This window comes from Grimontia hollisae CIP 101886, from assembly GCF_000176515.1.
Lineage (GTDB): Bacteria > Pseudomonadota > Gammaproteobacteria > Enterobacterales > Vibrionaceae > Enterovibrio > Enterovibrio hollisae.
On record NZ_ADAQ01000009.1, the window covers coordinates 175873 to 202655 of the forward strand.

Consider the following 26783-nt stretch of genomic DNA (forward strand, 5'->3'; position numbering starts at 1 on the left):
TACCATGGCCACCAGTTCCCATAAACTTTTCTCTTACCAGTGGCGCGGTGTGACGTCGAAAGGCGCCAAAGTCAAAGGCCAGACACTGGCATACTCCGAGCAGGAAGCCAGACAGGCACTGCAGGAGCAGCGGATCCGGCTGGATAAAATCAAAAAGCGCTCGCCCTCTTCCTGGGTACGGCGTAAAAATGCTGCCAACGCCAAAGACATTACCCTTTTCTCGCGCCAGATGGCGACCATGCTGGAAGCGGGTGTGCCGCTGGGAGAAACCCTCAGGCTGCTGAAAGCCAGCGCCAAAAAAGCAGAAATGAAATTTATCCTCGGCCAGATATACAGCCACATTGAAGCGGGATCGTCACTGGCGCAGGCAATGAAAACCAGTTCCCCTCTTTTTGACCAGTTCTACTGCGATCTGGTGGCAACCGGTGAACAGACCGGACATTTGGAGCAGATTTTTGCCCGTATCTGTGTCTACCGGGAAAAAAGTGAGGAAACCAGAGCCAAAGTCATCAAAGCGATGATTTACCCATCGATTGTCTGTTTTCTCGCGATCCTTGTTACCGTCGGCATGCTGATCTTCGTGATCCCAACGTTCAAAGATGTCTTTTCATCGTTTGGGGCCGAACTACCCTGGTTTACCCGTAAAGTGCTGGGCATTTCAGATGCTATCCAGCTTTACGGCATTTATATGCTGCTGGCTCTGTTTATCGCTGTAGCCTGTGTTCGGCTTGGCGTCACCAAAAGCGATAAATTCCGGCTCAGGGCCAGCCGGTTTTCCCTGCAAATCCCGGTGATCGGAGACGTGCTGACCAAAGCCACTATTTCCCGTTTTACCCGCACTCTGGCTACCACATTCAGTGCCGGTATTCCCTTACTCAATGGCTTATCGGCAGCCGGTAAAACCGCCAACAACACTCACTACCAACGGGTAATCGAAGAGGTCCATAAACAGACATCCGGCGGCCGTCCGCTCCACCGCGCCATCAAAGAAACCGGACAGTTTCCCGATATGATGATCCAGATGGTGATGATTGGTGAAGAGTCCGGCGCCTTGGATGACATGCTGAACAAAGTCGCCGGCATCTATGAGGCTGATGTTGATAACACGGTCGACAACCTTGGCAAAATCCTTGAGCCGATGATCATCGTTGTGCTCGGGGTGTTGATAGGTTCCCTGGTGGTTGCCATGTATCTGCCTATGTTCAACCTGATGAGCGTCATGGGATAACCCCTTACATCCCTGACATTCACCCGCGCCACTAACTCTCCAATTCGAATGGAGTGAAGTGGCGCAAGCCGTTATGATACTCCCCAACGAAGAAACAGGATTTTAAGATGGATTGGCTTTTCGACTCCCCGGGTCTTTACGTTTTCCTTGCCTCACTGTTCGGCCTGATTGTAGGCAGCTTCCTCAATGTGGTTATCTATCGTTTACCCAAAATGATGGAGAGCCAGTGGCGACAGGAATGCCACGCCTGTTTTCCGCAAGAGATGCCTGCGCCCAGTGAAAGTGAGGTATTCAACCTCAGCCTGCCGCGTTCTCACTGTCCGTCATGCCATGCGCCCGTCCGCGCGATTGACAACATTCCGGTATTAAGCTGGCTGATCCTTGGCGGCAAGTGCCGTTCCTGCAAAACCAACATCAGCGTCCGCTATCCCTTGATTGAAATTCTGACTGCCGTGCTGTCAGGTGTTGTGGCCTATACGCTGTCAGGGTATTGGTCGCTTGCCGTGATTGGTGCCACCTTTGTGCTGGTTGTGCTCTGTTTTATCGACCTTGATACCCTGTTGCTGCCAGACCAGATGACACTGCCCCTGATGTGGGCCGGCATGTTACTTGCGCTTACCGGTCTCTCCCCGGTTTCACTCCAGGATGCGGTGATCGGCGCGATGGCGGGATACCTGTCACTGTGGAGCGTGTTCCAGCTGTTTAAGCTGCTGACGGGCAAGGAAGGGATGGGTTATGGCGATTTCAAGCTCCTTGCAGCCCTTGGGGCCTGGCTGGGTTGGCAGGCATTGCCTATGGTTATTCTGATGGCGTCTATGGTTGGTGCGATTGGTGGCATCATCACAATGCGCGTGAAAGGCACAGGGAAAGAAACACCTTTTTCATTTGGCCCTTACCTGGCCATTGCGGGCTGGATAAGTTTGCTGTGGGGCAATATGATCCTGGACTGGTATTTAACATCTTATCTGGGTTATTGATTGATGGCATATGTGGTGGGTGTCACCGGGGGAATTGGCAGTGGAAAAACCACGGTGGCCAACCTGTTTGCAGAAAAAGGCATTGAGGTTATTGATGCTGATGTGATTGCCCGTCAGGTTGTAGAGCCTGGCTCTGAAGGGCTAAAGGCCATCGCAGAAAAGTTTGGCGCCACCATGCTGAATCAAGATGGCACACTCAACCGAGCCGTATTGCGGGAACATGTTTTCTCTCATCCTGAAGACAAAAACTGGCTCAATGGCCTGTTGCATCCCAAGATCAGACAAGAGATGATGGAGCAAACCGCACGTGCTACATCCCCTTACTGCCTGCTGGTTATCCCGCTGCTGGTAGAAAACAGGTTGCAATCGCTGTGTCAGCGCGTGTTGGTTGTCGATGTCAGTGAGGCAACACAGATTGCCAGAACGGTTCAGCGGGATCAGGTCTCGCCCGGGCAGGTAGAAAATATCCTTGCTGCACAGGCATCACGTGCGCAGCGCCTTGAGGCTGCCGACGACATTATCGTCAATGAAACGGACAGTACAGCGCTGTCCAAACAGGTAGAAACACTGCATCGCCAATACCTCACGTTGGCGGCGCAACAACCCGGGAAGCAAGATGAGCAGTGAAACCCTTTACGAGCATCCCTTGACGGAGCAGGTACGTGTTTACCTGCGTCTTGAGTACCTTCTTGAACAAATCAACCAATCTGTCTCCTTAACCGATGATGGACAGTGGCGCGTTTTTTTCCGCAGCCTGTTCGATTTGGTCGAGATTCTGGAGCAGGTGCAGGTGAAAGGCGATCTTGCCAAAGATCTGGAAAAACAGCGGACCAAGCTTGAAACCTGGCTGGATGTGCCGAATGTTGATACCGAACAGTTAAAAGCCCTGTTGCTCGAAAGCCGCCAGATCCAACAAGCCTTATTGCAAAGCGCCCGTCTCGGACAGACGCTTCGCGAAGATAAGTTTCTCTCCTCAATCCGACAACGGTTTTCGATTCCTGGCGGCACTTGCAGTTTCGATTTGCCATCACTCCATCATTGGCTGAACCTACCTCTGGCACATAAACAATCCAATGCCGAACGATGGAAGCAAACGCTGGCCCCATTAGAGGATGCCCTGAGTTTCTGGCTGAGATTAACCCGCGGCAGCGCAACAATGCAGCCATGTGCAGTGGTGAATGGCTTTTACCAGCAGGATGTCGAAAGCGCGAGCCTTTTACGCATTAAAATCGCGACCGACTATAACGCCTTTCCATTGGTATCCGGTCACAAATCTCGCTTTGCCATCCGTTTTATGCCATTTGACGAAAGCCTACCTGTCCCTGATATGATGGCGCTGTCATTGGCAGTTTGTTAATTAGGGTCTGTTGACCTTTGTTGATGAGGTTTTTGTGAGTCAGGAAACACCCACTATCGTTAAATGCCCACAATGTGGGCTCCCGGTTGTTTGGGGCGACGTCAGTCCGTTTCGCCCATTTTGCAGTAAAAAGTGCCAGTTGATTGATTTGGGCGAATGGGCCGACGAAGAAAAACGTATCGCCAGCGCCCCCGATATGTCAGACAGCGACGGTTGGTCGGAAGACAGCTAAATATTCTGGGTCCTGGGTCCTGGGTCCTGGGTCCTGGGTCCTGGGTCCTGGGTCCTGGGTCCTGGGTCCTGGGTCCTGGGTCCTGGGTCCTGGGTCCTGGGTCCTGGGTCCTGGGTCCTGGGTCCTGGGTCCTGGGTCCTGGGTCCTGGGTCCTGGGTCCTGGGTCCTGGGTCCTGGGTCCTGGGAGTCCATTATCCAACACTTTATGGTTTAACCTAGCACTTTATGGTTTAACCTAGCACTTCCCGGATTTTCTCCAACACCGGATCATTGGCTTCAGGGAAGGTATAACCTCCCAGTTCGCTGACAGCTATCCATTTTCCTACTTGCCCTTCTTTGCCGTAAGGTTCACCGTCAAATGCCTTCACCAGAAAGAAATCAAAGGCCAGCGCTTTGTCCGGGTAGTCATGTACCAGTGACATAAACGGTTCGATACCCGTGGCGGTGATACCCACTTCCTCTTCAAGCTCGCGGCAAACAGCATCCTGTGCCGACTCCCCTTCTTCCACCTTCCCGCCAGCAAACTCCCAAAAGCCCCCTTTGTGCGCTTTGGCAGGACGCTGGGTAATAAAAATCTTGTCTGCGTCGCTATTTAGGATAATACCGGCTGCGATATGTATTCTTTTCTTTTCCATCTGCTCACCATTCCATAAAAAAGGCCGCTGAGCGGCCTTTTTCTAGGGGCTGTTGACCCTTGGACTATTTAACCCTGATATACCTTGGCTTAGTTAATCTTACCGTGGCACTGCTTATACTTTTTACCAGAGCCACAAGGACACGGTTCATTGCGGCCCACTTTGCGGCCATCACGCACCACAGTTTCCGATGCACTGCCTGACGCTTCACCATCCGCCAATGGGTTTTCCGCTTCGGCATGGTTCATCTGCTGGCGGCGTGCTGCAGCTTCTGCCTGTGCGCGGCGCTGTTCTTCCATGCGATCCACTTCTTCCGGCTGCTGAACACGCACTTTGCTCAGTGTCATGATCACGTCTGATTTCAGTGATTCCAGCAGGCCTTCAAACAGCTCAAATGATTCGCGCTTGTATTCCTGTTTCGGGTTCTTCTGTGCATAGCCCCGCAGGTGAATACCCTGACGCAGGTGATCCATGGCTGCCAGGTGTTCTTTCCACAGTGTATCCAGCGTTTGCAGCATCACTGCTTTTTCGAAGTTACGCAGGGTTTCTGCCCCCACAGACGCTTCTTTCGATTTATACACATCTACGATGTGGTTCAGGATACGCTCGCGCAGTTGCTCTTCATACAGCTTGTCGTCGTCCTCCAGCCACTGCTGGATTGGCAGTTCAACGTCAAAATCAGTTTTAAGACGCGCTTCAAGCCCAGCGATATCCCACATTTCTTCCAGCGACTGGGGCGGAATGTATTCATCAATCACACCGTTGACAATGTCTTCACGGTTGCGCTCGATCATGTCGCTGATATCACTGCTTTCCATCAACTCATCACGCAGCTCGTAGACCACTTTACGTTGGTCGTTCGCCACATCATCGAATTCCAGCAGCTGCTTGCGGATATCGAAGTTACGGCCTTCCACTTTACGCTGGGCGTTCTCGATCGCCTTGTTCACCCATGGGTGCTCAATGGCTTCGCCTTCTTCCATACCCAGCTTCTTCATCATGTTGGAGACACGCTCAGAGGCGAAAATACGCATCAGAGAGTCTTCCATAGAGAGGTAGAAACGGCTTGAGCCTGGGTCACCCTGACGGCCAGAACGTCCACGCAACTGGTTATCAATACGGCGGGATTCGTGACGCTCAGTGCCGATAATATGCAGGCCACCTGCCGCTTTTACCGCTTCATGGCGTTCACGCCACTTGGCTTTGATCTCGTCGATTTGCTGCTCGGTTGGGTTCTCCAGCTTGGCAACTTCCGCCTGCCAGCTACCACCGAGCACGATATCTGTACCACGACCAGCCATGTTGGTTGCGATGGTGACTGCGCCCGGTGCACCTGCTTGTGCCACGATGTCCGCTTCAGATTCATGAAATTTCGCATTCAGGACAGAGTGCTTCACACCGGCTTTTTTCAGCGCGTTGGACAACAGTTCCGATTTTTCAATCGATACCGTACCCACCAGAGAAGGTTGGCCTTTTTCACTGCGCGCTTTGATATCTGCGATGATGGCATTGAACTTCTCACGTTCTGTCATGTACACCTGATCGGCCATATCATCACGGATCATCGGTTTGTTGGTCGGGATCACCACGGTATCCAAACCATAAATAGACTGGAATTCGAACGCTTCCGTGTCGGCGGTACCCGTCATACCCGACAGGCGCTCGTAGAGACGGAAGAAATTCTGGAAGGTGATTGAAGCCAGTGTCTGGTTTTCATTCTGGATCTTCACACCTTCTTTGGCTTCGATCGCCTGATGCAGACCTTCCGACCAGCGACGTCCCGGCATAGTACGTCCGGTATGTTCATCAACGATGATCACTTCACCGTCCTTCACGATGTAATCAACGTCTTTCTCAAACAGCACATGTGCACGCAGTGCCGCGTTGATGTGATGAAGCAGGGTAATGTTGGCCGGCGAATACAGGGTGTCGTTTTCTTCCATCAGGCCGTTTTTCTTCAGGAGCTCTTCGACAAACTCCTGACCATTTTCTGTCAGGTGGGCCTGCTTGCCTTTTTCATCCACCGTAAAGTGACCATCGCCGCGGTACTCTTCGCTGTCTTCTTTTTCCTGACGGACCAATTGTGGGATCAGCGCGTTGATACGGGTATACATATCTGAGCTGTCTTCCGCCGGGCCAGAGATGATAAGCGGCGTGCGTGCTTCATCGATAAGGATGGAGTCCACTTCATCCACTACCGCAAAATAACGGGAACGCTGAACACGATCTTCGGCACGGAAGGCCATGTTGTCGCGCAGGTAGTCGAAACCAAACTCGTTGTTGGTGCCGTACAGGATGTCGGCCTGATAGGCTTCTTTTTTCTCTAGCGGGTGCATGTTTGGCACGTTGACACCCACGGTCATATCGAGGAATTCAAACAGAGGGCGGTTGGTTTCGGCGTCACGTTTTGCCAAGTAATCGTTCACGGTCACGATGTGAACGCCTTTGCCTGTCAGGCCATGTAGATATGCAGGTAGGGTTGCGGTCAGGGTTTTACCTTCACCAGTACGCATTTCTGCAATTTGGCCGTTATTCAGCACCATACCGCCAATCAACTGCACATCGAAGTGGCGCATGCCGAAAACACGTTTTGAGGCTTCTCGCACCGTCGCAAACGCTTCTGGCAGGAGGCTATCCAAAGATTCACCCTGCTCGAGGCGCTGACGGTACTCGGCCGTTTTTGCCTTCAGTTCTTCATCGCTGAGTGCTTCAAATTTAGGCTCAAGGCTATTGATTTCATTTACAACCTTGCGAAGACGACGCAGTGTGCGGTCATTGCGGCTTCCGATTACTTTAGTAATTAGTTTCGATAACATGGCTTTGCCGTTTCTCTCATTTTGTCGCTTTAGCATGTTGGCCAAAGCCTGGATCCTAGGCGGCAGAGTAAATTGCTTCTCTCTGCCAAAATTCTTTCGGAAGAATCTATGATGGCGTTGATCTTGTGCCTCAAAAGGCAGATTTCAAGGCCTGAGAATCAATTCATTACGCTATATTGCGCTATGGTTGTTTATAATAAGGCATATCTATTGCTCATCCTACCTGTAATAGATATTCATTGGGTTTGGTTGAAAAAAATTAGAACCCGTTCATTGACTAGAACCGTTTTAGTGCAGTTTATGTTCACTTGTGGTGCAAGGTTATTACGCCATACTCAGGTTTTGCTTGGATCTGATGGAGAGAATACCGTGACATTGGTACGCTTTGCCCTTGGTCTACCGCCCCTTAACGTCTAACGGATATCACACACTCATGAGAGATCATCGTCCACAAGCCGCTCAGGCGTTACTGGAAAATGCCCTGACAGGCCAAATCCATCAACGGGCCATGGCGTTAGCCAAACTCAACCAACAGGTTCAGGCTGTGCTCCCTCCCGCATCGGCAAAACAATGCCGTGTAGCCAATTACCGTGACGGTATTCTGGTGCTGGAGTGTGGCTCATCCACTTGGGCAACGCGACTAAACTACGACAGGCAAACCTTGATGTCATCACTGCGCCAAGGGCCCCTTCCATCGCTCATGACGATTGAAATCAAGGTTAACCCAGCCCTTGCGATAGACATTTCAAAAAAAGGACGCGAGAAAGAAGCAGCAAAACAGACCCGCAAAGTGAGCCCAATGGCAGCAGAGTACCTGAAAGCCATCGCCGAAGCGGCGCCTGACAAGGTAAAAAAGAAACTGGAAGCCATCGCAGCGCTGTCTAAGCGGGAAGACTAGGGCCGTAACCTCTGATAAACAGAGACAAAAAAACCGAAGCCAGTGCTTCGGTTTTTTATTGTGCTTTCTTGGCTTATGCCAGTACCATACCTGGTTGGGCAAACGTCACTGGGAGTGTTTGCTCATCTTCAAATGTCGCCCATTCCCACGCTTCCTGATCCGCCAGAACTGCACGCAACAATTGGTTGTTCAGTGCATGGCCTGACTTGTATGCGCGCATTTCACCGATGATATTATGACCACACATGTACAGATCACCAATGGCATCCAGCACTTTGTGTTTCACTAATTCATTGTCAAAACGCAGACCTTCTTCGTTCAGGATGCGGTAATCATCAAGCACGATAGCACAATCGAAGCTGCCGCCCAGACACAGGTTACGTGACTGGAGGTATTCGATGTCACGCATGAAGCCAAAGGTACGCGCGCGACTGATGTCCTTGATGAACGACTGGGAAGAGAAGTCCAACACCAGATTTTGTTGCTCTGCTTCAATTGCCGGGTGATTGAAGTCGATGGCGAAGTCGAGGCGGAAGCCGTCATAGGGCAGCAGCTCTGCCCACTTGTCGCCGTCTTCGATGCGAACAGGTTTCTTAATGCGCACAAAACGCTTTGGTGCATTAAGGGTTTCAATACCCGCCGATTGCAACAGATAAATGAACGGGCTGGCGCTACCGTCCATGATTGGAATTTCCGGTGCATCCACTTCGATGATGACGTTGTCGATACCCATGCCCGCCAGCGCCGCATTAAGGTGCTCAACGGTAGAAATACGTACGCCATCATCATTCACCAGTGCAGTACACAGCATGGTGTCGCGGACAGACGCTGGGTCCGCCGGAAAATCAACCGGTGGATTCAGGTCGGTACGGCGATAAATCACGCCCGTGTTAGCTGCAGCTGGGCGCAGGATCAAGGTGACCTTACGGCCAGAGTGCAAACCGACTCCAGTCGTTTGAACAATTGTTTTTAATGTTCTTTGTCTAATCATCTGCCATTCCCAACTGAATACATGTTTTGCGCCTCAAATCACTCATTACAGTGTCACAATGAGGAAAAACGGGCAGCATAATATCATGCTGCTGTATACAAACCAAGCACTGCCTATTGTTAATCCGCTTGTTTACGTAAAAACGCAGGGATATCAAGGTAGTCTTGATCCTGTTTCGGCTTTGGTGCAACGTTCGACGTCTGTGGCTGAACAGACGATTCTACTGGACGTCCACCTGGCACAGGCGTTGCCACCTTAGATGTATCTTGCAAAGGCTGTGCCTTGTTTTCTACCGCGGTCGTTTTTTGTTGTGTGCCTGGCACCAACGTGATATCCGGTTTACGTTCATTACCAATACCAGTTGCCACGACTGTTACACGCAATTCGTCACTCATGTCCGGATCCATTGACGAACCAATTACCACAGTGGCGTTATCTGAAGCAAACGCTTTTACAGTGTTGCCTACCGTTTCAAATTCATCCAGTCGCATATCGAAGCCAGCCGTGATATTGACCAGAACACCACGTGCACCTGCCAAATCAATGTCTTCCAGCAGTGGGCTCGAAATGGCCATTTCAGCGGCTTCTTCTGCACGGTCTTCACCGGTTGCGACACCTGACCCCATCATCGCGTGACCCATTTCCGACATCACGGTACGAACATCTGCAAAGTCGACATTAATCAGGCCAGGGCGGGTGATCAGCTCTGCGATACCCTGCACTGCGTTACGCAGCACATCATTCGCTTTCGCAAATGCATCCAGCAAGGTGATACCGCGACCCAGTACTTTCAGCAACTTCTCGTTCGGGATAGTGATCAATGAGTCAACATGCTTGGACAGCTCATCGATGCCCTGCTCTGCAAACGCCATACGCTTCTTACCTTCAAAGCTAAATGGCTTGGTCACTACCGCTACGGTCAGAATGCCCAGCTCTTTCGCTACCTCTGCAATCACAGGTGCCGCACCGGTACCGGTGCCACCGCCCATGCCTGCTGCGATAAATACCATATCGGCACCTTCAAGCTCAGCTTTAATCGCTTCACGATCTTCCATTGCTGATTCGCGACCTACCTGTGGGTTTGCCCCCGCACCCAGACCTTTTGTGATATCGCCACCAATTTGAATGACAGTACTGACAGACGTCTTGCGCAGTGCCTGAGCATCCGTATTGACAGTGATGAATTCCACCCCTTCAATTGACTCACGCACCATGTGTTCGACTGCATTGCCGCCACCGCCACCAACACCAACGACTTTAATTACCGCATCGTTGGACATTTCCATCATCGGTTCAAACATGTGTTCTCTCCGTCTTTCCTGTTCGCATCAGGTTTAAAATTCTTTCTTAAGCCAACCACTAAGTTTACTGAACATGCCTGATACAGTTCTTTTAGGCTCCGGCTCGCTCGATTCGTTCAATAGGTTTTCTTTGCCATAATGCAGCAAACCAACCGCAGTGGCATGATAGGTTGCGTTGACATAGTCAGTCAGCCCAGTCACACCATAAGGAAGCCCCACGCGTACCTGATTCTGGAAAACACGCTCAGCGCACTCTACCAGCCCCTGCATTTGTGCTGCACCGCCTGTGAGGACAATGCCGGCAGCCAATTGGTGTTTCACACCCTGGCCACGGAGGCGTTCCTGCACACGCTCCAGCTCGTGCTGCACCAACCCCAGCAGTTCACTACAACGTGGTTCAATGACTTCAGCCAATGTCTGGCGTTGCAGGCTCCGTGATGGACGCCCACCGACACTTGGGACATCGACCTTGGCATCTTTGTTTACCAGTTCGCTTAACGCACACCCATGCTTCACTTTAATTTTCTCGGCGTCGCTGAGGGGGGTGCCGAAGGCATAAGCGATGTCACTGGTAATGACATTACCGGCGTAGGGAATGACAGCAGCATGACGCAACGCGCCGCCCGTCCATACGGCAATGTCCATGGTTCCGCCGCCAATATCGACGACGCATACTCCCAACTCTCTCTCGTCAGCAGTGATCACTGCGTGGCTTGCCGCCAGACCAGAGAAAATTAACTGATCCACTTTCAGGCCACATCGCTCCACGGCTTTTTCAATGTTGCGCGCAGTATCGTTATGGCAGGTAATCAAATGCACGCTGGCTTCCATGCGCACACCGGAAAGCCCTACAGGGTTTTTGATCCCTTCCTGATAGTCTATTTTGTATTCTTGTGGGATCACATGCAGCACGCGCTGCTCATCACTGATTTTGACTGACTTGGCCGTATGGATCACCATGTCAACGTCATCCTGCGTGACTTCTTCATCAGAAATGGTGCCCATGCCCCGTTCAGTCTGGCAGTGAATATGTTTCCCCGACAGCGACAGATAGACAGAACGGATTTTACAGTCCGACATCAGTTCCGCGTCATTGACCGCTCTCTCTACTGATTTGACGACAGACTCAAGGTCATTCACGCCGCCTTTATCCATTCCCTGAGATGGCGTGGAGCCCACACCCAGTACATTGACGGCACCATCAGGTAAAATCTCACTGACCAGCACGGAAACCTTGGAAGTCCCGATATCCAATCCAACAATCAGCGGTCTGTCAGTTGTTTGTTTCATTCCACCTACTCTCAGGTATTCTCTTCACCGGCGTCAGCGTCAGGCACTTTCCAGCCCACCGCTGCGCCCGTGTCATAGCGCAAATCCACGTATTGAATCGCCCGGCCTGTCGCCTTAAAGTCCGGCAACAGTTCAACAAAGCGTTTTAATCTCTCGTTACGGAACTTCCGTCCTAACTCAAGGCGAACCCCATCACGGGTCACGATCCGCCACGAGCGACGCTCATTCAGCGCCAAAGCAGCAATGTCTAATTTTGTAGGCACTAGAATGTTGCGCATCTCGCGCCACGCTTCCAATACCTCTTTCTCACTACCATCCGGACCATGGAGTGAAACCAGGCCTAGATCTTTGACATCAGCGGGATCGGCACCGAACACCTGACCATTGACGTCTAAAAGTTGCGATCCATTCCAGACTGCCTCTGGCTGATATTCGGTCACGTTCACTTTGAGTGTGTCCGGCCACTGTTTTCTCACAGCCACATTGGCAACCCATGGCAGGGATGAGATTGCGCTATGAATGTCGTCAACATTCTGAAGCATAAAACTGTTTAGCGCCCCCAGCTGCAAAACAGCATTTTTCACTGCCAGCGGCGTCAGATGTTTAAGCTCACCCTGCACAACTATCTGGGACAAAGGCAGTTGTTCTTCATCCCCCATCCAACTGAGTACACGAAGCAAAGACCAGAGAATCGCCAGAATGACAAATACCAGAAATGCCAGCCCCCCCCAATGCGCTTTAAGCACTGAAGGCTGAGCCGGTATGTCCTCTACGGTCATATTTGTCATATCAGGCAATTGCCCCTCTCATATCAGGCAACCTGCTACTTTGCATCTTGCAAAGCCGACCGATTATAACGGTCAGCTTGACAGGTCACCAACCCTTCTTGACACTGAAGTGATGAAGCTGAGATCAAATACATGCAAAACCACCCCAAACAGATCAAAAATTAGACATCACCCTTTCTGGCCGCGCATAAGTCCATGCAACCAGGCTTATACTTGCTCGCTCAGTGCCTTCTTATCCAGCCTTAATTCCGCCAATTTTCTGGCCACTTTACCGATATCTCCTGCCCCTTGCGTCAGCACCAGATCGCCCGGCTGAATAACAGCGGCCAGAGCAGCAGGCAGGGCATCAACATCCGGCACAAAAATCGGATCAATTTTTCCACGCCCGCGAATTGTGCGGCACAGGCTCCGGCCGTCCGCACCGGCAATCGGTGCTTCACCCGCAGGATAAACATCCAGCATCAGCAGCACATCAACCTGTTCCAACACATTGGCAAAATCATCGTACAAATCCCGGGTACGGCTATAACGGTGTGGCTGAAACACCATCACCAGGCGGTTATCCGCCCAGCCTGCACGCGCCGCCTGAATCGTGACATCGACTTCACTTGGGTGGTGGCCGTAATCATCCACCAGTAACGCATAGCCATCATCAACCGGGAACAGGCCTAACTGGTCGAAGCGGCGCCCCGTTCCTTCAAAGCTTGCCAATGCGCGTAGGATAGCGTCATCTTCCACGCCATCTTCCGTTGCTACGGCGACAGCCGCCGCCGCATTCAGCGCGTTGTGGCGACCTGGAATGTTCAGTTCGACATGGATATCCGGCTTGCCGGCACGCAAAACAGTGAAAATGCCTTTCTGGCCTTCCTGACGGTAATCTTTCAGCCGCACATCCGCATCTTCAGAAAAACCATAAGTAATCACCTGACGGCCAATGCGTGGGATCAATTCGCGCACCACAGGATCGTCCACACACATGACGGCCAAACCATAAAACGGCAGGTTGTGCAGGAAGTCGATAAAGGTCTGCTTCAGGTTGTCAAAATTGCCACCATAGGTATCCATGTGGTCGGCTTCAATATTGGTGACAATAGCCACCATCGGTTGCAAGTGCAGGAATGACGCATCACTTTCGTCCGCTTCCGCAATCAGGTAACGGCTGCACCCTAAACGCGCGTTGGTACCTGCGCTTTTCACCAAACCACCATTGACAAAGGTTGGGTCCAGGCCTGCTTCCTGATAAATCAGGGTGGTCAGGGCTGTCGTCGTGGTTTTACCGTGTGTACCGGCGACCGCAATACCGTGACGGTAACGCATCAGTTCTGCCAGCATTTCAGCACGGCGCACCACAGGAATACGCGCCGTTTTGGCAGCAACCAGTTCAGGGTTATCCTGGCGGATAGCGGTAGACACCACGACCACACTTGCACCGTCAACATTGCTCTCAGCATGCCCCAAAAACACTTTGGCGCCTTTGCTTTCCAGGCGTTGGGTCACGGCATTCTCAGACAAATCCGAGCCTGAGATCTCATAACCTTCGTTAATTAGTACTTCCGCGATACCGCACATACCGGCACCGCCAATACCCACAAAGTGAATGCGCTTCACACGGCGCATCTCTGGCACCATGGTTCGAATTTTTTCTAGCTGATGACTGTCAAATTTGCCCATCACTTTGTTCTCTTACTTCGCTACGTCTTTGATGACACTGGCAACACGCTCAGCAGCATTGGTAATAGCTGCGGCTTTGGCTGCCTTCGACATCGCCATCAATGACGATGAATCTTTATCTTCCAGCACTGCCGCCAGCGCGTCAGCGGTTAATTCTGGTTGCTCAATCATGCATGCTGCGCCACTTTCCACCAAGTGCCCGGCATTGAGTGCCTGCTGGCGATCTTTATGCTGGAATGGTACGAAGATCGCGGGGACACCTGCGGCTGCAACTTCTGACACTGTCAGCGCGCCAGAGCGGCAAATCAGGATATCCGCCCAGCCATAGGCTTCGGCCACATCATCAATAAACTCAGTCACCTCGACATTCAACACACCGGCTTTCTGGTAACGTTCGGCGGTATCCGCCTGGTTACCCTTTCCGGCCTGATGACGGACCACCGCTTCCCGACCTAGCCTTGCCATAGCTTCCGGCACGGAATGGTTCAGGATCCGGGCACCCTGACTGCCCCCCATCACCAGCACTTTCAGCGGAGTACCGTCTTCATAAGCCTTGTGTTCCGGTAGTGCGCAAACATCTTTACGGACCGGGTTGCCGACCACTTCTTTATCGGCAAATGCACCAGGAAAGGCCTGCAAGACTCGTTTGGCTATTTTCGCCAGCCACTGGTTAGTCAAACCAGCCACCGCATTTTGCTCGTGGAGTACCACCGGTACACCACTCAGCCAAGCCGCCAGCCCACCAGGTCCGCTGACATACCCGCCCATGCCCAGCACGGCATCAGGCTGCCAGTCTTTAATATGACGTCTAGCCTGAAGTACCGCATTCAGTACCATACAGGGGGCAAGAAGTTTACGCGCAAAGCCCGCTCCACGCAGCCCTTTCACATCAATAAAATTGATCTCAATACCATGTTTTGGCACCAAGTCCGCTTCCATTCTGTCCGCGGTACCTAACCAGCGAATTTCCCATCCCTGCTCTTGCAGTACTTTCGCCACTGCGAGTCCGGGGAAAACATGACCACCGGTTCCTCCGGCCATCACCATTAGTCGTTTAGTTTTTTGTTCTTTTTCGTTTTTCATGAGAGATAATTCGTTGGTGTGCCTGTGCCGTTTCCAAACGGTACTCGTGATCAATACGAAGCAGCAGTGCCACCGCCGTAGACATAATAAATAAACTTGAGCCGCCATAACTGACCAGCGGCAGCGTCAATCCTTTGGTTGGCATAATCCCTGCCGCAGCGCCGACATTAACCAGCGCCTGAAAAGCAAACCAGATACCGATACCAAATGCCAGAAAGCCACCAAACAATTGGTTTGCTTCAAGGCAGCGTTTGCCAATAAACAGGGCGCGGAACACCAGGGCAAACACCATAAGAAGCACCAGTGTCACGCCCACCAGACCGAGCTCTTCTGCGAGCACGGCGATAACAAAGTCAGTGTGCGCTTCCGGCAGGTATTCAAGTTTCTGAATAGAATTACCTAACCCCTGTCCCCACCAACTGCCTCGGCCAAAGGCCATCAGTGACTGAGTGAGCTGGTAGCCGCTGCCAAATGGATCCTGCCACGGGTCAAGAAATGAGGTCACCCGGGCAACACGGTAAGGCTCAGCGATAATAAGGAGCCCCACTAACCCAACTCCTGTAAACATCAAGACACCAAACTGCCATAACTTTGCCCCAGCGATAAACAGCATGCCTACCGTGGTGACAAACATCACTACCACAGATCCCAGATCAGGCTGGAGAAGCAACAGGCTGGCGATCAGCACTAAAACAGCAAGTGGCTTCAAAAAGCCCGTAAAGCTTTCACGCACTTCACCGTGGCGACGCACCAGATACCCGGAAATAAACAGGAACAGTGACAACTTGGCGACCTCTGCTGGCTGGAGGTTAAAAAAGCCCAGTGGCAACCAGCGTACTGCACCGTTAATAGAGCGGCCAACAACCAGTACCGCCACCAGCAGGGCCAGCGAAATGAACAGCATCGGAATACTGAGCTGCTGCCAGCGCGCCAATGGGATTTGCATGGCAATACCGGCGATGATAAGCGCACCGATAAGGTACACCCCCTGACGTATGGCAAAGTAAAACGGCTCATTGACAAGGCGGAATGACACAGGGATAGAAGCAGAAGAGACCATGATGAGGCCGACCATCATCAGGCCGAATGACAACCAGACCAACTGGCGGTCGTACAACGCCATGGGCGCCGGGCTCGAAAGCCAGCGCACCAAACGGTTGTCTTCCCACTTCGCACTCATCATTCTGTTACGCACTCCCCGGCGCAGCGCTGTGCAATCTCATTCGCATATGCCGCAAACATGTCACCACGCACCATAAAATTGGTGAACTGATCCAGGCTCGCACAGGCAGGCGACAAGAGCACCATATCCCCCGGATTTGCATTCTCTGCTGCAATATCCATCGCCTGCTGCATCGTGTCAGTCACCACTGGCTTCTCGACCAGTGACGTGAATGCCTGTCTGTCACGCCCGTAGCAATACAGAGTGACGTTGAGCGTATCCAGCACAGGTTTCAGAAGAGAAAAATCTGCCCCTTTCCCATCACCTCCCACTAACAGGTGCAATCGACCGGCCAATTGCAAACCGTCAAGTGCTGCCAGGGTACTGGCAGGGTTCGTCGCCTTGGAATCGTTGACCCAAAGTACACCATTGTGTTCAACCACCTGCTGGCAACGATGCGGTAAACCGCGATATTCACGCATGGCTTTGCGCTGCGCCTTGCGATCAATGCCTGCAGCATCTGCCAACGCCATCGCCGCCAGACAGTTGGCGACATTGTGACGGCCAACCAGTGCAATCTCAGAGACAGCCATAACCGGCTCCCCTTTTGCGGTCAACCATTCCGCCCCACCTTGCTCGGTCAAAGTGTACTCACCGGAGGAAAAACCAAAACTGACAGCGGCTCCTGAACCACTTTTGGTTTGCCCATCATCCCGGTTCCAGACAGCCAGTTTGGCCTGGTCAAAAATACGCAACTTGGCATCACGGTAATCCGCCATCCCCTCGTAGCGATCCATATGATCTTCAGAAAGATTCAGGAACACAGCCGCATCAAGGTTCAAAGACGACGTGGTTTCCAGTTGGAAACTGGAAAGCTCAAGCACATACAGGTCATGGCCGTTTGCCAGCATATCGAGTGCCGCAAAGCCGATATTGCCGCCAACACCTACATTGATGCCTGCCGCATTTGCCATTTCACCGACCAGACTGGTCACAGTGCTTTTACCGTTCGAGCCGGTAATGCCGATAACAGGGGCTTCCACGTCACGGGCAAACAGTTCAATGTCACCAACAATCTCAATGCCTTTTTCTGCCGCCACCTTTAGCTCTGGCGTTGCCAGTGCTATCCCCGGACTCGCCACGATAAGGTCGGCAGACAACAGCCAGTCCATGTTCCAACCACCGGCATGAAGTGCCACGCCTTGTGGCAACTGATCCGCCCCCGGCGGGGTGGCACGGGTATCTATCACTTTTACGGTCGCGCCATCATCTTTTCGTACCAGATGATGAACGACAGAGAGCCCGGTCATGCCGAGCCCTATCACCACAATGTTTTTCGCGGCATCTGTCTTCATTTAGCGCACCTTCAGTGTTGCCAGTCCAGCCAGAACCAGCATCAGGGTAATGATCCAGAAACGCACAATCACGCGCGGCTCCGGCCAGCCTTTCAATTCGTAGTGATGGTGGATAGGTGCCATACGGAAAATACGCTGTCCACGCAGCTTGTAAGAGCCGACCTGCAGGATCACTGACAGGGTTTCCATCACGAACACACCGCCCATGATCACCAGCAGGAATTCCTGACGCACCAGCACCGCAATGGTACCCAGCGCGCCACCCAGTGCCAGCGAGCCCACATCGCCCATAAATACCTGCGCCGGGTAAGTGTTAAACCACAAAAAGCCCAGACCGGCACCGACAATCGCCGCACAGACGATCACCAGCTCATCGGCATCTTTAATGTAAGGGATGTGCAGGTACTCAGCGAAGTTCACATTACCGGTCGCCCAGGCGATAAAGGCAAAGCCACTGGCGACCATCACGGTAGGCATAATGGCAAGGCCATCCAAACCGTCAGTCAGGTTGACCGCATTGCTTGAGCCAACAATCACAAAATAGGTAAAGACGATATAAAACAGGCCAAGCTGTGGCATCACATCTTTGAAAAACGGCACCACCAGTTGGGTCGCTGCGGTGTCTTTACCGTGCATGTAAAGGGCAAACGCCACCACCAGCGCAATGGCGGATTGCCAGAAATATTTCCAGCGGGCAATCAGGCCATCGGTGTTTTTACGTACCACTTTACGGTAGTCATCGACAAAGCCGACAGCACCGTAGCCAAGGGTGACAAACAGCACTGCCCAGACATAGGGGTTGGAAAGATCTGCCCACAGCAACACAGTCACAGTAATCGCCGTCAGGATCATGATGCCGCCCATGGTCGGCGTACCCCGTTTGCTGAAATGGGATTCTGGTCCTTCGTTCCTTACCACCTGGCCGATTTGCAGCATTTGCAGGCGGGCAATCAGGCGTGGCCCCATCCAGAGCGACAGCCCCAAGGCGGTCAGCACGCTCAGGATGGCGCGGAATGTCAGGTAATCAAACAACCGGAAAAACGGAATGTGCTGTGTCAGGACATCAGATAGCCAATCTAGCATTTGGCTGCCTCCTCTATGGCTGCAACCACTTCAGACATCTTCATTCCGTTGGCCCCTTTGACCAAAACGGAGACTTCTCGCTTTGTATTCATAAGTTTTACTACATGCGCAATCAGCGCGCTTTTATCTTCAAAGTGTTGGCCACCACAACGCTCGCTGATCACAGCGCTGGCTAGACCATAGGTCAATACGGTTTGAATGGAGGCGTTGCTGAGGTGCATGGCCACGTCTTCATGCACCGAATCGGTGTGTTCGCCCATTTCTGCCATGTCGGCCAGAACGATGATCTTGTCGCCATCAAAGCTGTCCAATAAATCCACGGCCGCTTTCATCGCTGCAAGACTGGCGTTGTAACTATCATCAATCAGGCGCAAGCCGGGGCGCGGAAAGCTTATTGCACCGCGGCCTTTGACCGGCGAAACAGAACCAAGGCCACGGACGACATCATCCATGGTTACTCGGGAATCAATCTTGGTAGCAGCAATAGCCGCCAATACAGCGTTTGCCACATTATGCTCGCCCGGCAGGCTGAGCCTGACCGGGTAAACGCCATCCGGAGAAACCAGATCGAAGGCGCAACAGCCATTGTCGATATGATGGATGTTTTCAGCACGATAATCCGCAGGCTTGCCAGTTACTGTCATGGTAAGCACTTGCTTACCTTCAAGCGCCGGGGTCCAGAAATCACCGCCATTGCTGTCCTGGTTGACAATAGCGACACCACCATCAGACAGCCCCTGGAATATTTCACCTTTTGCCTGAGCCACGCCATCAAGTGATCCAAAGCCTTCAAGGTGCGCTGCCGCCAGATTGGTCACCAGCGCCAAATCGGGCTTCACCAACGAGGTGGTATAGGCAATTTCACCGATATGGTTGGCTCCGAGCTCGATCACCGCATAGTCATCGAAAGGAGTGAGTCGCAACAATGTCAATGGCACACCAATGTCATTATTAAAATTCCCGGCGGTGTAAAGCGTCTGGCCTTTTTGCGACAGAATCGCAGCCAGCATCTCTTTCACTGTGGTTTTGCCACAGCTGCCCGTCAGGGCAATGGTTTTTACGTCACACTGGGATTTTACCCATGCGCCGAGTTGCCCCAGAGCCAGCTTGGTGTCTTTCACCACCAGCTGTGGCAAGTCGATATCGACTACTTTGGACACCAACAGAGCAGACGCCCCATTTTGCTTTGCCGTTTCCACAAAATCATGGGCATCAAACCGCTCCCCTACCAAAGCAATAAACAAAGCGCCTTTACCTAAGGTACGGGTGTCGCTGGAGACCGCATCAATAGTGACATCCTGACCAATCAACTCGGCGTTCAGAACATCTTGCAATGTTGTCAGTGCAACGGAGATCATACGGCTTCCTCCAACAGACGGCGCACGGTATCACGATCGGAATAGTGAACGGTACCTGATGCCAGTACCTGATAATCTTCATGCCCTTTTCCTGCAATCAGAATTACGTCTTGTTCAGATGCATTTTCCAAGGCATAACTGCATGCCTGTGCACGGTCATGAAGAATAATTGCCTTATCGGGGTCAGTCATACCGCGGAGCATGTCAGCCACAATGGCTTGTGGGGATTCGGAGCGGGGATTGTCATCAGTAAGGATGACGATATCCGCGAGCTTTTCTGCAATATCTGCCATCATCGGGCGCTTGCCTATGTCCCTGTCCCCGCCACAACCAAAAATACACCAAAGCTTGCCATCACAGTGACGGCGCAGGGCATGCAGCGCTTTCTCAAGCGCATCGGGGGTGTGAGCATAATCAACCACACACATCGGTTTGTCAGGGCGATGAAAAACTTCCATCCGTCCAACCACGGCCTGAAGCTGGGTTGCCGACGCCAAAAGCGCCGCTTTTTCGTAACCAAGCGCAAGAAGGGTGGCCAGACTGACCAAGAGATTCATCACATTGAACTCACCGACCAGCGGAGTAGTGAACTCGCCCTCTCCCCAGGAAGAATCAAACGTGATGCTGACACCACTGGTCGCGTAGTCCACCGCAGTCAGCCACAGTTTGCGCCCCTGATGCTGGTGTACCGCCTTCTCAGACATCGAAACCGCCACCGCTTCCGGCATGCTGCCAAGCCAGCGCATACCAACCGGATCATCGGCATTAATTACCGAAACCGGCGAACCATAATGGGTAAACAGGCGAAGCTTGGCTTCTGCGTAGGCTTCCATGGTGCCATGATAATCAAGGTGATCACGGCTGAGGTTGGTGAAGATTGCTGCATCGAATGCCACTGCTTTTACGCGATCCTGCACCAGACCGTGGGAGGAGACTTCCATCGCCACATGCGTCGCACCTTGTTGGTTGAACGCCGCCAGTTGCTGCTGGATATCCAGTGCGCTGCCTGTGGTGTTGAGAGCTGGCGCCAGTGCATCAAGGAAGCCGTTTCCGGTTGTTCCCATCACCGCCGCTTTCCCACCCAATAAATCAATCCACTGTGCCACCAACTGGCTGACTGTCGTTTTCCCGTTGGTGCCGGTTACGCCAATCACTGTCATCCCCTGGCTGGGCGACTGGTAAAAGCGACCAGCAATGTCTGAAAGTGTTGATTTGAGGTGTGGGAACGCCACCACAGGAACACCGCCCTGCATGGTGACATCAAACTGGCCATGAATGTCACCATCATCAGCAATCACTGCTGCCGCGCCAGCCTCAATCGCCGCAGGAATAAAACGACGGGCGTCCAGAGAATGCCCCTGAACGGCAACAAACACATCTCCCGGCGTGATCTGGCGATTATCCAGTGTCAAACCGGTGATGAGGGTATCTGGAATGGCGTCATACCAAGGCGCCAGTAAGTCTTTCAAGCTCGTATTCGGCATCAGTTCCGATTGTCCGTATTAGCGATCTGTAACATGGGTTGCTGAGCGTCCGGTGCAATATTCAGAATTTGCAACGCGCTCTTCATCACGTCGGAAAACACGGGGGCCGCAACCTGACCACCGTAGTATTTATCGCCCTGAGGTTCATTGATCACCACCACCATGGCAATGCGTGGATCGCTTAACGGTGCGATCCCCGCCGTATAACCGATATATTCATCACCGTATCCACCGGCCACAGCGACCTTCGCCGTACCGGTTTTGGCGCCAACACGATAACCCTCCACTGCCGCGCGGCGGGCACTTCCCCCTTCCTGCGTGACGGATTCCAGCATGTTGAGTACTTTGCGGGTGTTTTCCTGCGACGCCACCTGCTTACCGGGCACCACAGACTCGGTTTTCAGGATCGACAGCGGACGGTTAACGCCAAGTCCACCCAACACAGCGTACGCGCGGGCCAACTGTGCCGGCGTGATAGAAAGACCGTAACCAAAAGAGAGGGTGGCGCGCTCAAAGTCAGACCAGCGACGGCGGTTTGGGAACAGTCCATACGACTCACCCACCAGGTTTACACCGGTGGCATCCCCAATGCCAAAGCTGCTGTAAAGGCCAAGCAAGGCTTCCACCGGCATAGACAGTGACAACTTACTGACACCGATGTTACTGGATTTTTTGAGGATTTTTTGCAGGTCAGCTTTGCCGACCTCAGACACATCCCGCACCCGTGCGCCACCAATACTCATGACACCATTGCCGGTATCAATAATAGTGGACTCATCGGCAACGCCGTTTTCCAACGCAGCCAAGACCACCAACGGCTTAATGGTCGAACCCGGTTCAAACACATCGGTGATCGCGCGGTTACGCATCTTGAAGCTTTTCAGATCCGCACGGTTATTGGGGTTGTAAGACGGTGCATTGACCATCGCCAGCACTTCGCCAGTGCGCACATCCACCATCACCAGTGATCCAGACGTGGCCCGGTAGTCCGCCACCGCCTGCTTGATGGCACGGTAGGCAATCGCCTGCAAACGTTGATCAATACTAAGTTGCAACGGCTTGCCTTCTTCACGCTCTTCTTTGGAAATCACTTCAACTACACGGCCATAGCGATCTTTGCGTACTGTGCGGCGACCCGGCTCACCACTGAGCCAGCCATCATAGCCACGTTCAATCCCTTCAAGGCCGCGGCCATCTATACCGGTGACCCCGACCAAATGGGCACTGACTTCCCCTGCCGGATAAAAGCGGCGAGACTCTTCATTCATGCCAATACCCGGCAAGCGCAGGCCAGCGACATAGTCAGCCACTGCGGGCCCTACCTGACGTTGCAGATAGATAAACCGTTTGTTTCGGTTGCGTTCAATGCGCTCCACCATTTCTTTACGATCGATGCCCAGCACATCCGCCAGTGCGTGCCAACGGTCGATATCTTTCAAGCCACCGTTCTTAAACACCGTGACCGGATCGACATACACCGCTTCCACCGGCACGCTGACTGCCAGAGACTCGCCATTACGATCTGTAATAATGCCCCGGGCTGATGGCAAGGCTTTCACCCGTACAGAACGCATATCGCCTTCCTGAAGAAGGCGATCCGGTTCAATAACCTGAATAAAAGCAGCACGCGCAATCAAGGCAACCATCGCCAGTGAAATACAAACGCAAACCGTCACAAACCGCCACCGAATCAAATTCGGTGCTGGCTTTTTCGCACGCTGGCTTGTTGGTTTCGCTTTTCCCTTCACATTACTGGCTCACTATGATTTCACGTCGACTGTCTGGGCGGATCATGTCCTGATCCTGCCGGGCCATGGCTTCCACCCGGCTGTGTTCGGATAACGCATGCTCTTCCAGCAACTGGTTACGCCACTCCACTTCCAGCTGCTCCCGCTCCATCAGAAGCTGGTCATGGTGGGCAATAGCCGCACGCGTTTTCTGGGTGACATACACCACGCTAAGGGCAGACAAAAGCACTAACAGTAACAACACCAAAGGAACCCTGCCGATACTGGTCAGGTCCTGGAGAATTTGTCTTGTCAGTCCCGGATTGTCTGCCGACATCACTCACCCAACTTCTCTGCGACACGCAACACTGAACTGCGTGATCGTGTGTTGTCTGACACTTCCACATCAGACGGTTTTAGTGCTTTCCCGACCGGCTTCATCTTCGCCTGCCCGAGGGCACGGATTTGCTCTTCCGTCAAAGGCACCCCATGCGGTACGTCCGGCCCTTTGCTTTGTTTGCGGATAAAACGCTTCACCAGACGATCTTCCAGCGAGTGAAAACTGATGATCGACAAACGCCCACCCGGTGCCAGCACTTCCAGTGCGCCCTGCATCGCGGTTTCGATTTCTTCCAGCTCGCTGTTGATATAAATACGGATAGCCTGGAAGCAGCGCGTCGCCGGATGCTTTTTGCGGTCACGCGAAGGTGACACAGAAGCAATCAGGTTTGCGAGCTGCAAGGTACGGGTCAGTGGTTCCTTGGTCTCATCTTCACGGTGCGCCACAATCGCACGGGCAATGCGCTTGGCAAAACGTTCTTCACCAAACTCTTTCAGTACCCAGGCGATGTCATCGGCATCGGCTTCTGCCAACCACTGGGAAGCTGGAATACCGGACGTCGGATCCATGCGCATATCCAACGGGCCGTCACGCATAAAGCTGAACCCCCGCTCAGGATCATCAAGCTGCGGGGAGGAAACGCCAAGATCCAGCAGCACACCGTCAATCTTGCCGCTTAAACCACGCGCTTCCATGTACTGTTGAATCCCTGAAAACGGACCATGAATGATGTTGAAACGCGGGTCATCAATTTTACCCGCCTCTTCGATCGCCTGTGGATCGCGGTCGATGCTGTACAAGCGACCGTTTTCACCCAGACGCCGTAAAATTTCACGCGTATGACCTCCCCGGCCAAACGTCCCGTCGACATAAATACCATCAGGTTTCAGCGCCAGGCCATCGATGGATTCGTGGAGGAGAACGGAAATATGTGAAAACTGCTCTGACATAATCTTGATTACCTAAAGCGATAAGTGACTGAGCCTGTCGCTCAGCGCTTCCGCTGATTCGGCTTGGTGTTGAATATCTAAGTCGATCTGTTGCTGCCACTTGTCACTGTTCCAGATCTCGAACTTGTTGAGCTGGCCCACCAGCATAGCTTTACCATGCAAACCGGCGTAATCGCGCAGTGTCGGTGCAATCAGAATTCGCCCCTGTCCGTCCATCTCGCACTCAAACGCATGACCGAGTAACAGACGCTGTAAGCGACGCTCGGCCGGGTTGAGGCTGGATAAGCGGGATAATTTGGCTTCGATACGTTCCCATTCAGGCAAGGGGTAAAGCAGCAGGCATGGTAGCTGATGATCAATGGTGCAAACAAACACGCCATCGCATAACGCATCGAGTTCTTCACGATAACGTTTAGGCAATGCAACACGACCTTTCGCGTCGGGCGATATGGCGCTGACGCCCCTCAACATGTCACTGATTTCCCTTTTTCACCAGAATAACCCACTTTATTCCACTATTTCCCACTGGAAAGTGTAAGTATCAGGCAAAAAGAAAGTCAAGCAAGCATCTCGCGCGATCGCGATCACGAAATCGTGAAGCTTATTCTATTTCAACAGCTTGTACACCTCGCCGACTCGTACATTTTTTAACCGCACAGCATTCCCTTTTTTCAGGCATGTGTGTCGATAACGCCAAAACAAAAGAAGGCGAGCTGATGCTCGCCTTCCGGGTATTGGGTGAGTTGGCCTATAAGCCGGGTTCTGTACCGTAAAAACGGCGGTAGCCATTCTTCTAGGCCTGCAATCGCTCACAGGCTCAAGCAACCTACCCGTTCCCAACGCGGGCCACGCCAACGGGAACCTATTTGGTCTTGCTCCGGGTGGAGTTTACCGTGCCACGAACTGTTACCAGTCGCGCGGTGCGCTCTTACCGCACCCTTTCACCCTTACCTGATCTCCGAAGAGCCATCGGCGGTCTACTCTCTGTTGCACTGGTCGTAGGCTTACGCCCCCCAGGCGTTACCTGGCACCCTGCCCTGTGGAGCCCGGACTTTCCTCCCCTCCGTCAGTCTCCTAAGGGACATCAACGAAGCAGCGGCTACCCGGCCAACTCAGGCGGCGGATTATATAGCGTTCACCACCACGGATCCAGCGAAACCGCCAGACGACTTACGCCAGATTTTCCAATCCCCATTTATAAAGTGCATTTTTCTTCACACCATAAAGCTCAGCTGCAATAGCAGACGCTTTCTTGAGCGGCAGCTCTTTGGCGAGCAAGGTCACGGCTTTGATGGCATCCAATGGCAGATCCTCTTTTTCTGAACGGTAGCCGGCCACTAAAAGCACCATTTCACCACGGATACGGTTACTGTCCTGATGCAGCCACTCAATCAGCTCACCCAAGGGGGCACCATGAATGGTTTCATAAGTTTTGGTCAGCTCACGGGCCAGCACGACCTGGCGTTCGGATCCCAGCACTGCCAGCATGTCATCGAGCGTGTCGAGAATACGGTGCGGCGATTCATAGAAAATCAAAGTGCGCGGATCAGCCGCAATTTCAGCGAACTTGTCCCGGCGCCCTTTACTTTTGGGCGGCAGGAAACCTTCAAAACTGAAGCGATCAGACGGCAAGCCCGACGCACTCAAGGCGGTGATCACCGCACACGGTCCCGGCAAAGGCACAACCTTAACCCCTGCCTGACGACAACGCGTCACCAGATGGTAGCCTGGGTCTGAGATCAACGGGGTGCCAGCATCGGAAACCAACGCAATGCTCTGCCCTGCAACCAACTTTTCAATCAGAAAGTCGGCTTTCTGTTGTTCATTATGGTCATGCAAGGCGAAAGTTCGGGTAGTGATGCCAAAGTGGGACAACAGTTTACCAGTGTGGCGGGTATCTTCGGCAGCAATGATGTCAACCTGCTGTAAAATCTCCAAGGCACGCTGGGTGATATCCCCCAGGTTTCCGATCGGTGTCGGTACGATATATAAAGTTGAGACATCAACCATGGTTGAAGTTTCATCAGTCATTTGTTTCACAACCCTTCGGCGATTAA

General features: G+C 52.6%; 24 protein-coding genes and 1 other RNA gene. 6 read left to right on the plus strand and 19 right to left on the minus strand.

Going from position 1 to position 26783, the window contains the following annotated elements; translation table 11 throughout:
• The first annotated feature begins 4 nt into the window (after positions 1-4).
• The 5 genes from VHA_RS04120 (at position 5) to yacG (ending at position 3794) form a co-directional block, all read left to right on the plus strand.
• Positions 5-1228 carry a type II secretion system F family protein gene (locus VHA_RS04120; RefSeq protein WP_005502104.1) on the plus strand — a complete coding sequence of 408 codons (1224 nt, stop codon included), beginning with the start codon at positions 5-7 and terminating at the stop codon, positions 1226-1228.
• Between the two features lie 107 nt (positions 1229-1335).
• Entirely contained in the window at positions 1336-2205 is an 870-nt protein-coding gene (locus VHA_RS04125) for a prepilin peptidase (RefSeq protein ID WP_005502106.1), read from the plus strand.
• A 3-nt stretch (positions 2206-2208) separates the two neighbouring features.
• Positions 2209-2832 carry a dephospho-CoA kinase gene (gene coaE / locus VHA_RS04130; RefSeq protein WP_005502108.1) on the plus strand — a complete coding sequence of 208 codons (624 nt, stop codon included), beginning with the start codon at positions 2209-2211 and terminating at the stop codon, positions 2830-2832.
• Positions 2822-3562, plus strand: coding sequence for a cell division protein ZapD (zapD, locus tag VHA_RS04135; protein WP_005502110.1), 741 nt, complete (start codon positions 2822-2824; stop codon positions 3560-3562). Before coaE ends, zapD begins: the two co-directional genes overlap by 11 nt.
• A 34-nt stretch (positions 3563-3596) precedes the next feature.
• Positions 3597-3794 (plus strand): DNA gyrase inhibitor YacG, encoded by a 198-nt coding sequence (gene yacG / locus VHA_RS04140; RefSeq protein ID WP_040528217.1) that lies wholly within the window; start codon positions 3597-3599, stop codon positions 3792-3794.
• A gap of 230 nt (positions 3795-4024) precedes the next feature.
• Here the strand turns inward: yacG and mutT are convergent, their stop codons facing one another.
• The gene (mutT, locus tag VHA_RS04145; RefSeq protein ID WP_005502113.1) at positions 4025-4429 is read right to left on the minus strand and encodes an 8-oxo-dGTP diphosphatase MutT; all 405 of its coding nucleotides are present in this window, start codon (positions 4427-4429) and stop codon (positions 4025-4027) included.
• An 89-nt stretch (positions 4430-4518) separates the two neighbouring features.
• A complete protein-coding gene (gene secA, locus VHA_RS04150; protein ID WP_040528218.1) occupies positions 4519-7245 on the minus strand; it encodes a preprotein translocase subunit SecA in 2727 nt (908 codons plus the stop codon).
• 433 nt (positions 7246-7678) lie between these two features.
• Between secA and VHA_RS04160 the strand changes: the two genes are divergently transcribed.
• Positions 7679-8143, plus strand: a complete 465-nt coding sequence (locus tag VHA_RS04160; protein ID WP_005502117.1) for a DUF721 domain-containing protein — start codon at positions 7679-7681, stop codon at positions 8141-8143.
• 73 nt (positions 8144-8216) lie between these two features.
• Here the strand turns inward: VHA_RS04160 and lpxC are convergent, their stop codons facing one another.
• The 17 genes from lpxC to rsmI all read right to left on the minus strand — a co-directional run bounded on the left by lpxC (position 8217) and on the right by rsmI (position 26757).
• The gene (lpxC, locus tag VHA_RS04165; RefSeq protein ID WP_039849731.1) at positions 8217-9134 is read right to left on the minus strand and encodes a UDP-3-O-acyl-N-acetylglucosamine deacetylase; all 918 of its coding nucleotides are present in this window, start codon (positions 9132-9134) and stop codon (positions 8217-8219) included.
• 119 nt (positions 9135-9253) lie between these two features.
• Positions 9254-10435 (minus strand): cell division protein FtsZ, encoded by a 1182-nt coding sequence (gene ftsZ / locus VHA_RS04170; RefSeq protein ID WP_005502121.1) that lies wholly within the window; start codon positions 10433-10435, stop codon positions 9254-9256.
• Between the two features lie 33 nt (positions 10436-10468).
• Complete coding sequence (ftsA, locus tag VHA_RS04175) at positions 10469-11725, minus strand: cell division protein FtsA (RefSeq protein WP_005502127.1); 1257 nt, start codon at positions 11723-11725, stop codon at positions 10469-10471.
• 11 nt (positions 11726-11736) lie between these two features.
• Complete coding sequence (locus VHA_RS04180) at positions 11737-12513, minus strand: cell division protein FtsQ/DivIB (RefSeq protein ID WP_005502128.1); 777 nt, start codon at positions 12511-12513, stop codon at positions 11737-11739.
• Between the two features lie 207 nt (positions 12514-12720).
• Entirely contained in the window at positions 12721-14184 is a 1464-nt protein-coding gene (murC, locus tag VHA_RS04185; RefSeq protein WP_005502129.1) for a UDP-N-acetylmuramate--L-alanine ligase, read from the minus strand.
• A 12-nt stretch (positions 14185-14196) separates the two neighbouring features.
• Entirely contained in the window at positions 14197-15267 is a 1071-nt protein-coding gene (gene murG / locus VHA_RS04190; protein ID WP_040528185.1) for an undecaprenyldiphospho-muramoylpentapeptide beta-N-acetylglucosaminyltransferase, read from the minus strand.
• Positions 15239-16450, minus strand: a complete 1212-nt coding sequence (ftsW, locus tag VHA_RS04195; RefSeq protein ID WP_005502133.1) for a cell division protein FtsW — start codon at positions 16448-16450, stop codon at positions 15239-15241. The genes murG and ftsW overlap by 29 nt, the downstream gene beginning before the upstream one ends.
• Complete coding sequence (gene murD / locus VHA_RS04200; protein ID WP_005502134.1) at positions 16447-17784, minus strand: UDP-N-acetylmuramoyl-L-alanine--D-glutamate ligase; 1338 nt, start codon at positions 17782-17784, stop codon at positions 16447-16449. The genes ftsW and murD overlap by 4 nt, the downstream gene beginning before the upstream one ends.
• Entirely contained in the window at positions 17785-18867 is a 1083-nt protein-coding gene (gene mraY / locus VHA_RS04205) for a phospho-N-acetylmuramoyl-pentapeptide-transferase (protein WP_005502135.1), read from the minus strand.
• Complete coding sequence (murF, locus tag VHA_RS04210) at positions 18861-20225, minus strand: UDP-N-acetylmuramoyl-tripeptide--D-alanyl-D-alanine ligase (protein WP_005502136.1); 1365 nt, start codon at positions 20223-20225, stop codon at positions 18861-18863. Before murF ends, mraY begins: the two co-directional genes overlap by 7 nt.
• On the minus strand, positions 20222-21709 hold the full coding sequence (gene murE, locus VHA_RS04215; protein ID WP_005502137.1) for a UDP-N-acetylmuramoyl-L-alanyl-D-glutamate--2,6-diaminopimelate ligase: 1488 nt from the start codon (positions 21707-21709) through the stop codon (positions 20222-20224). Before murE ends, murF begins: the two co-directional genes overlap by 4 nt.
• On the minus strand, positions 21709-23457 hold the full coding sequence (locus tag VHA_RS04220; protein WP_005502139.1) for a peptidoglycan glycosyltransferase FtsI: 1749 nt from the start codon (positions 23455-23457) through the stop codon (positions 21709-21711). Before VHA_RS04220 ends, murE begins: the two co-directional genes overlap by 1 nt.
• Before the next feature lies 1 nt (position 23458).
• On the minus strand, positions 23459-23773 hold the full coding sequence (ftsL, locus tag VHA_RS04225; protein ID WP_005502141.1) for a cell division protein FtsL: 315 nt from the start codon (positions 23771-23773) through the stop codon (positions 23459-23461).
• The gene (gene rsmH / locus VHA_RS04230; protein WP_005502143.1) at positions 23773-24726 is read right to left on the minus strand and encodes a 16S rRNA (cytosine(1402)-N(4))-methyltransferase RsmH; all 954 of its coding nucleotides are present in this window, start codon (positions 24724-24726) and stop codon (positions 23773-23775) included. Before rsmH ends, ftsL begins: the two co-directional genes overlap by 1 nt.
• A 12-nt stretch (positions 24727-24738) precedes the next feature.
• On the minus strand, positions 24739-25197 hold the full coding sequence (gene mraZ / locus VHA_RS04235) for a division/cell wall cluster transcriptional repressor MraZ (RefSeq protein ID WP_005502145.1): 459 nt from the start codon (positions 25195-25197) through the stop codon (positions 24739-24741).
• Between the two features lie 264 nt (positions 25198-25461).
• Positions 25462-25841, minus strand: an RNA gene (gene rnpB, locus VHA_RS18390) — RNase P RNA component class A.
• A gap of 55 nt (positions 25842-25896) precedes the next feature.
• Positions 25897-26757: a 16S rRNA (cytidine(1402)-2'-O)-methyltransferase gene (gene rsmI, locus VHA_RS04240; RefSeq protein ID WP_005502147.1), complete on the minus strand. Its 861-nt coding sequence runs from the start codon at positions 26755-26757 to the stop codon at positions 25897-25899.
• Positions 26758-26783 lie beyond the last annotated feature (26 nt).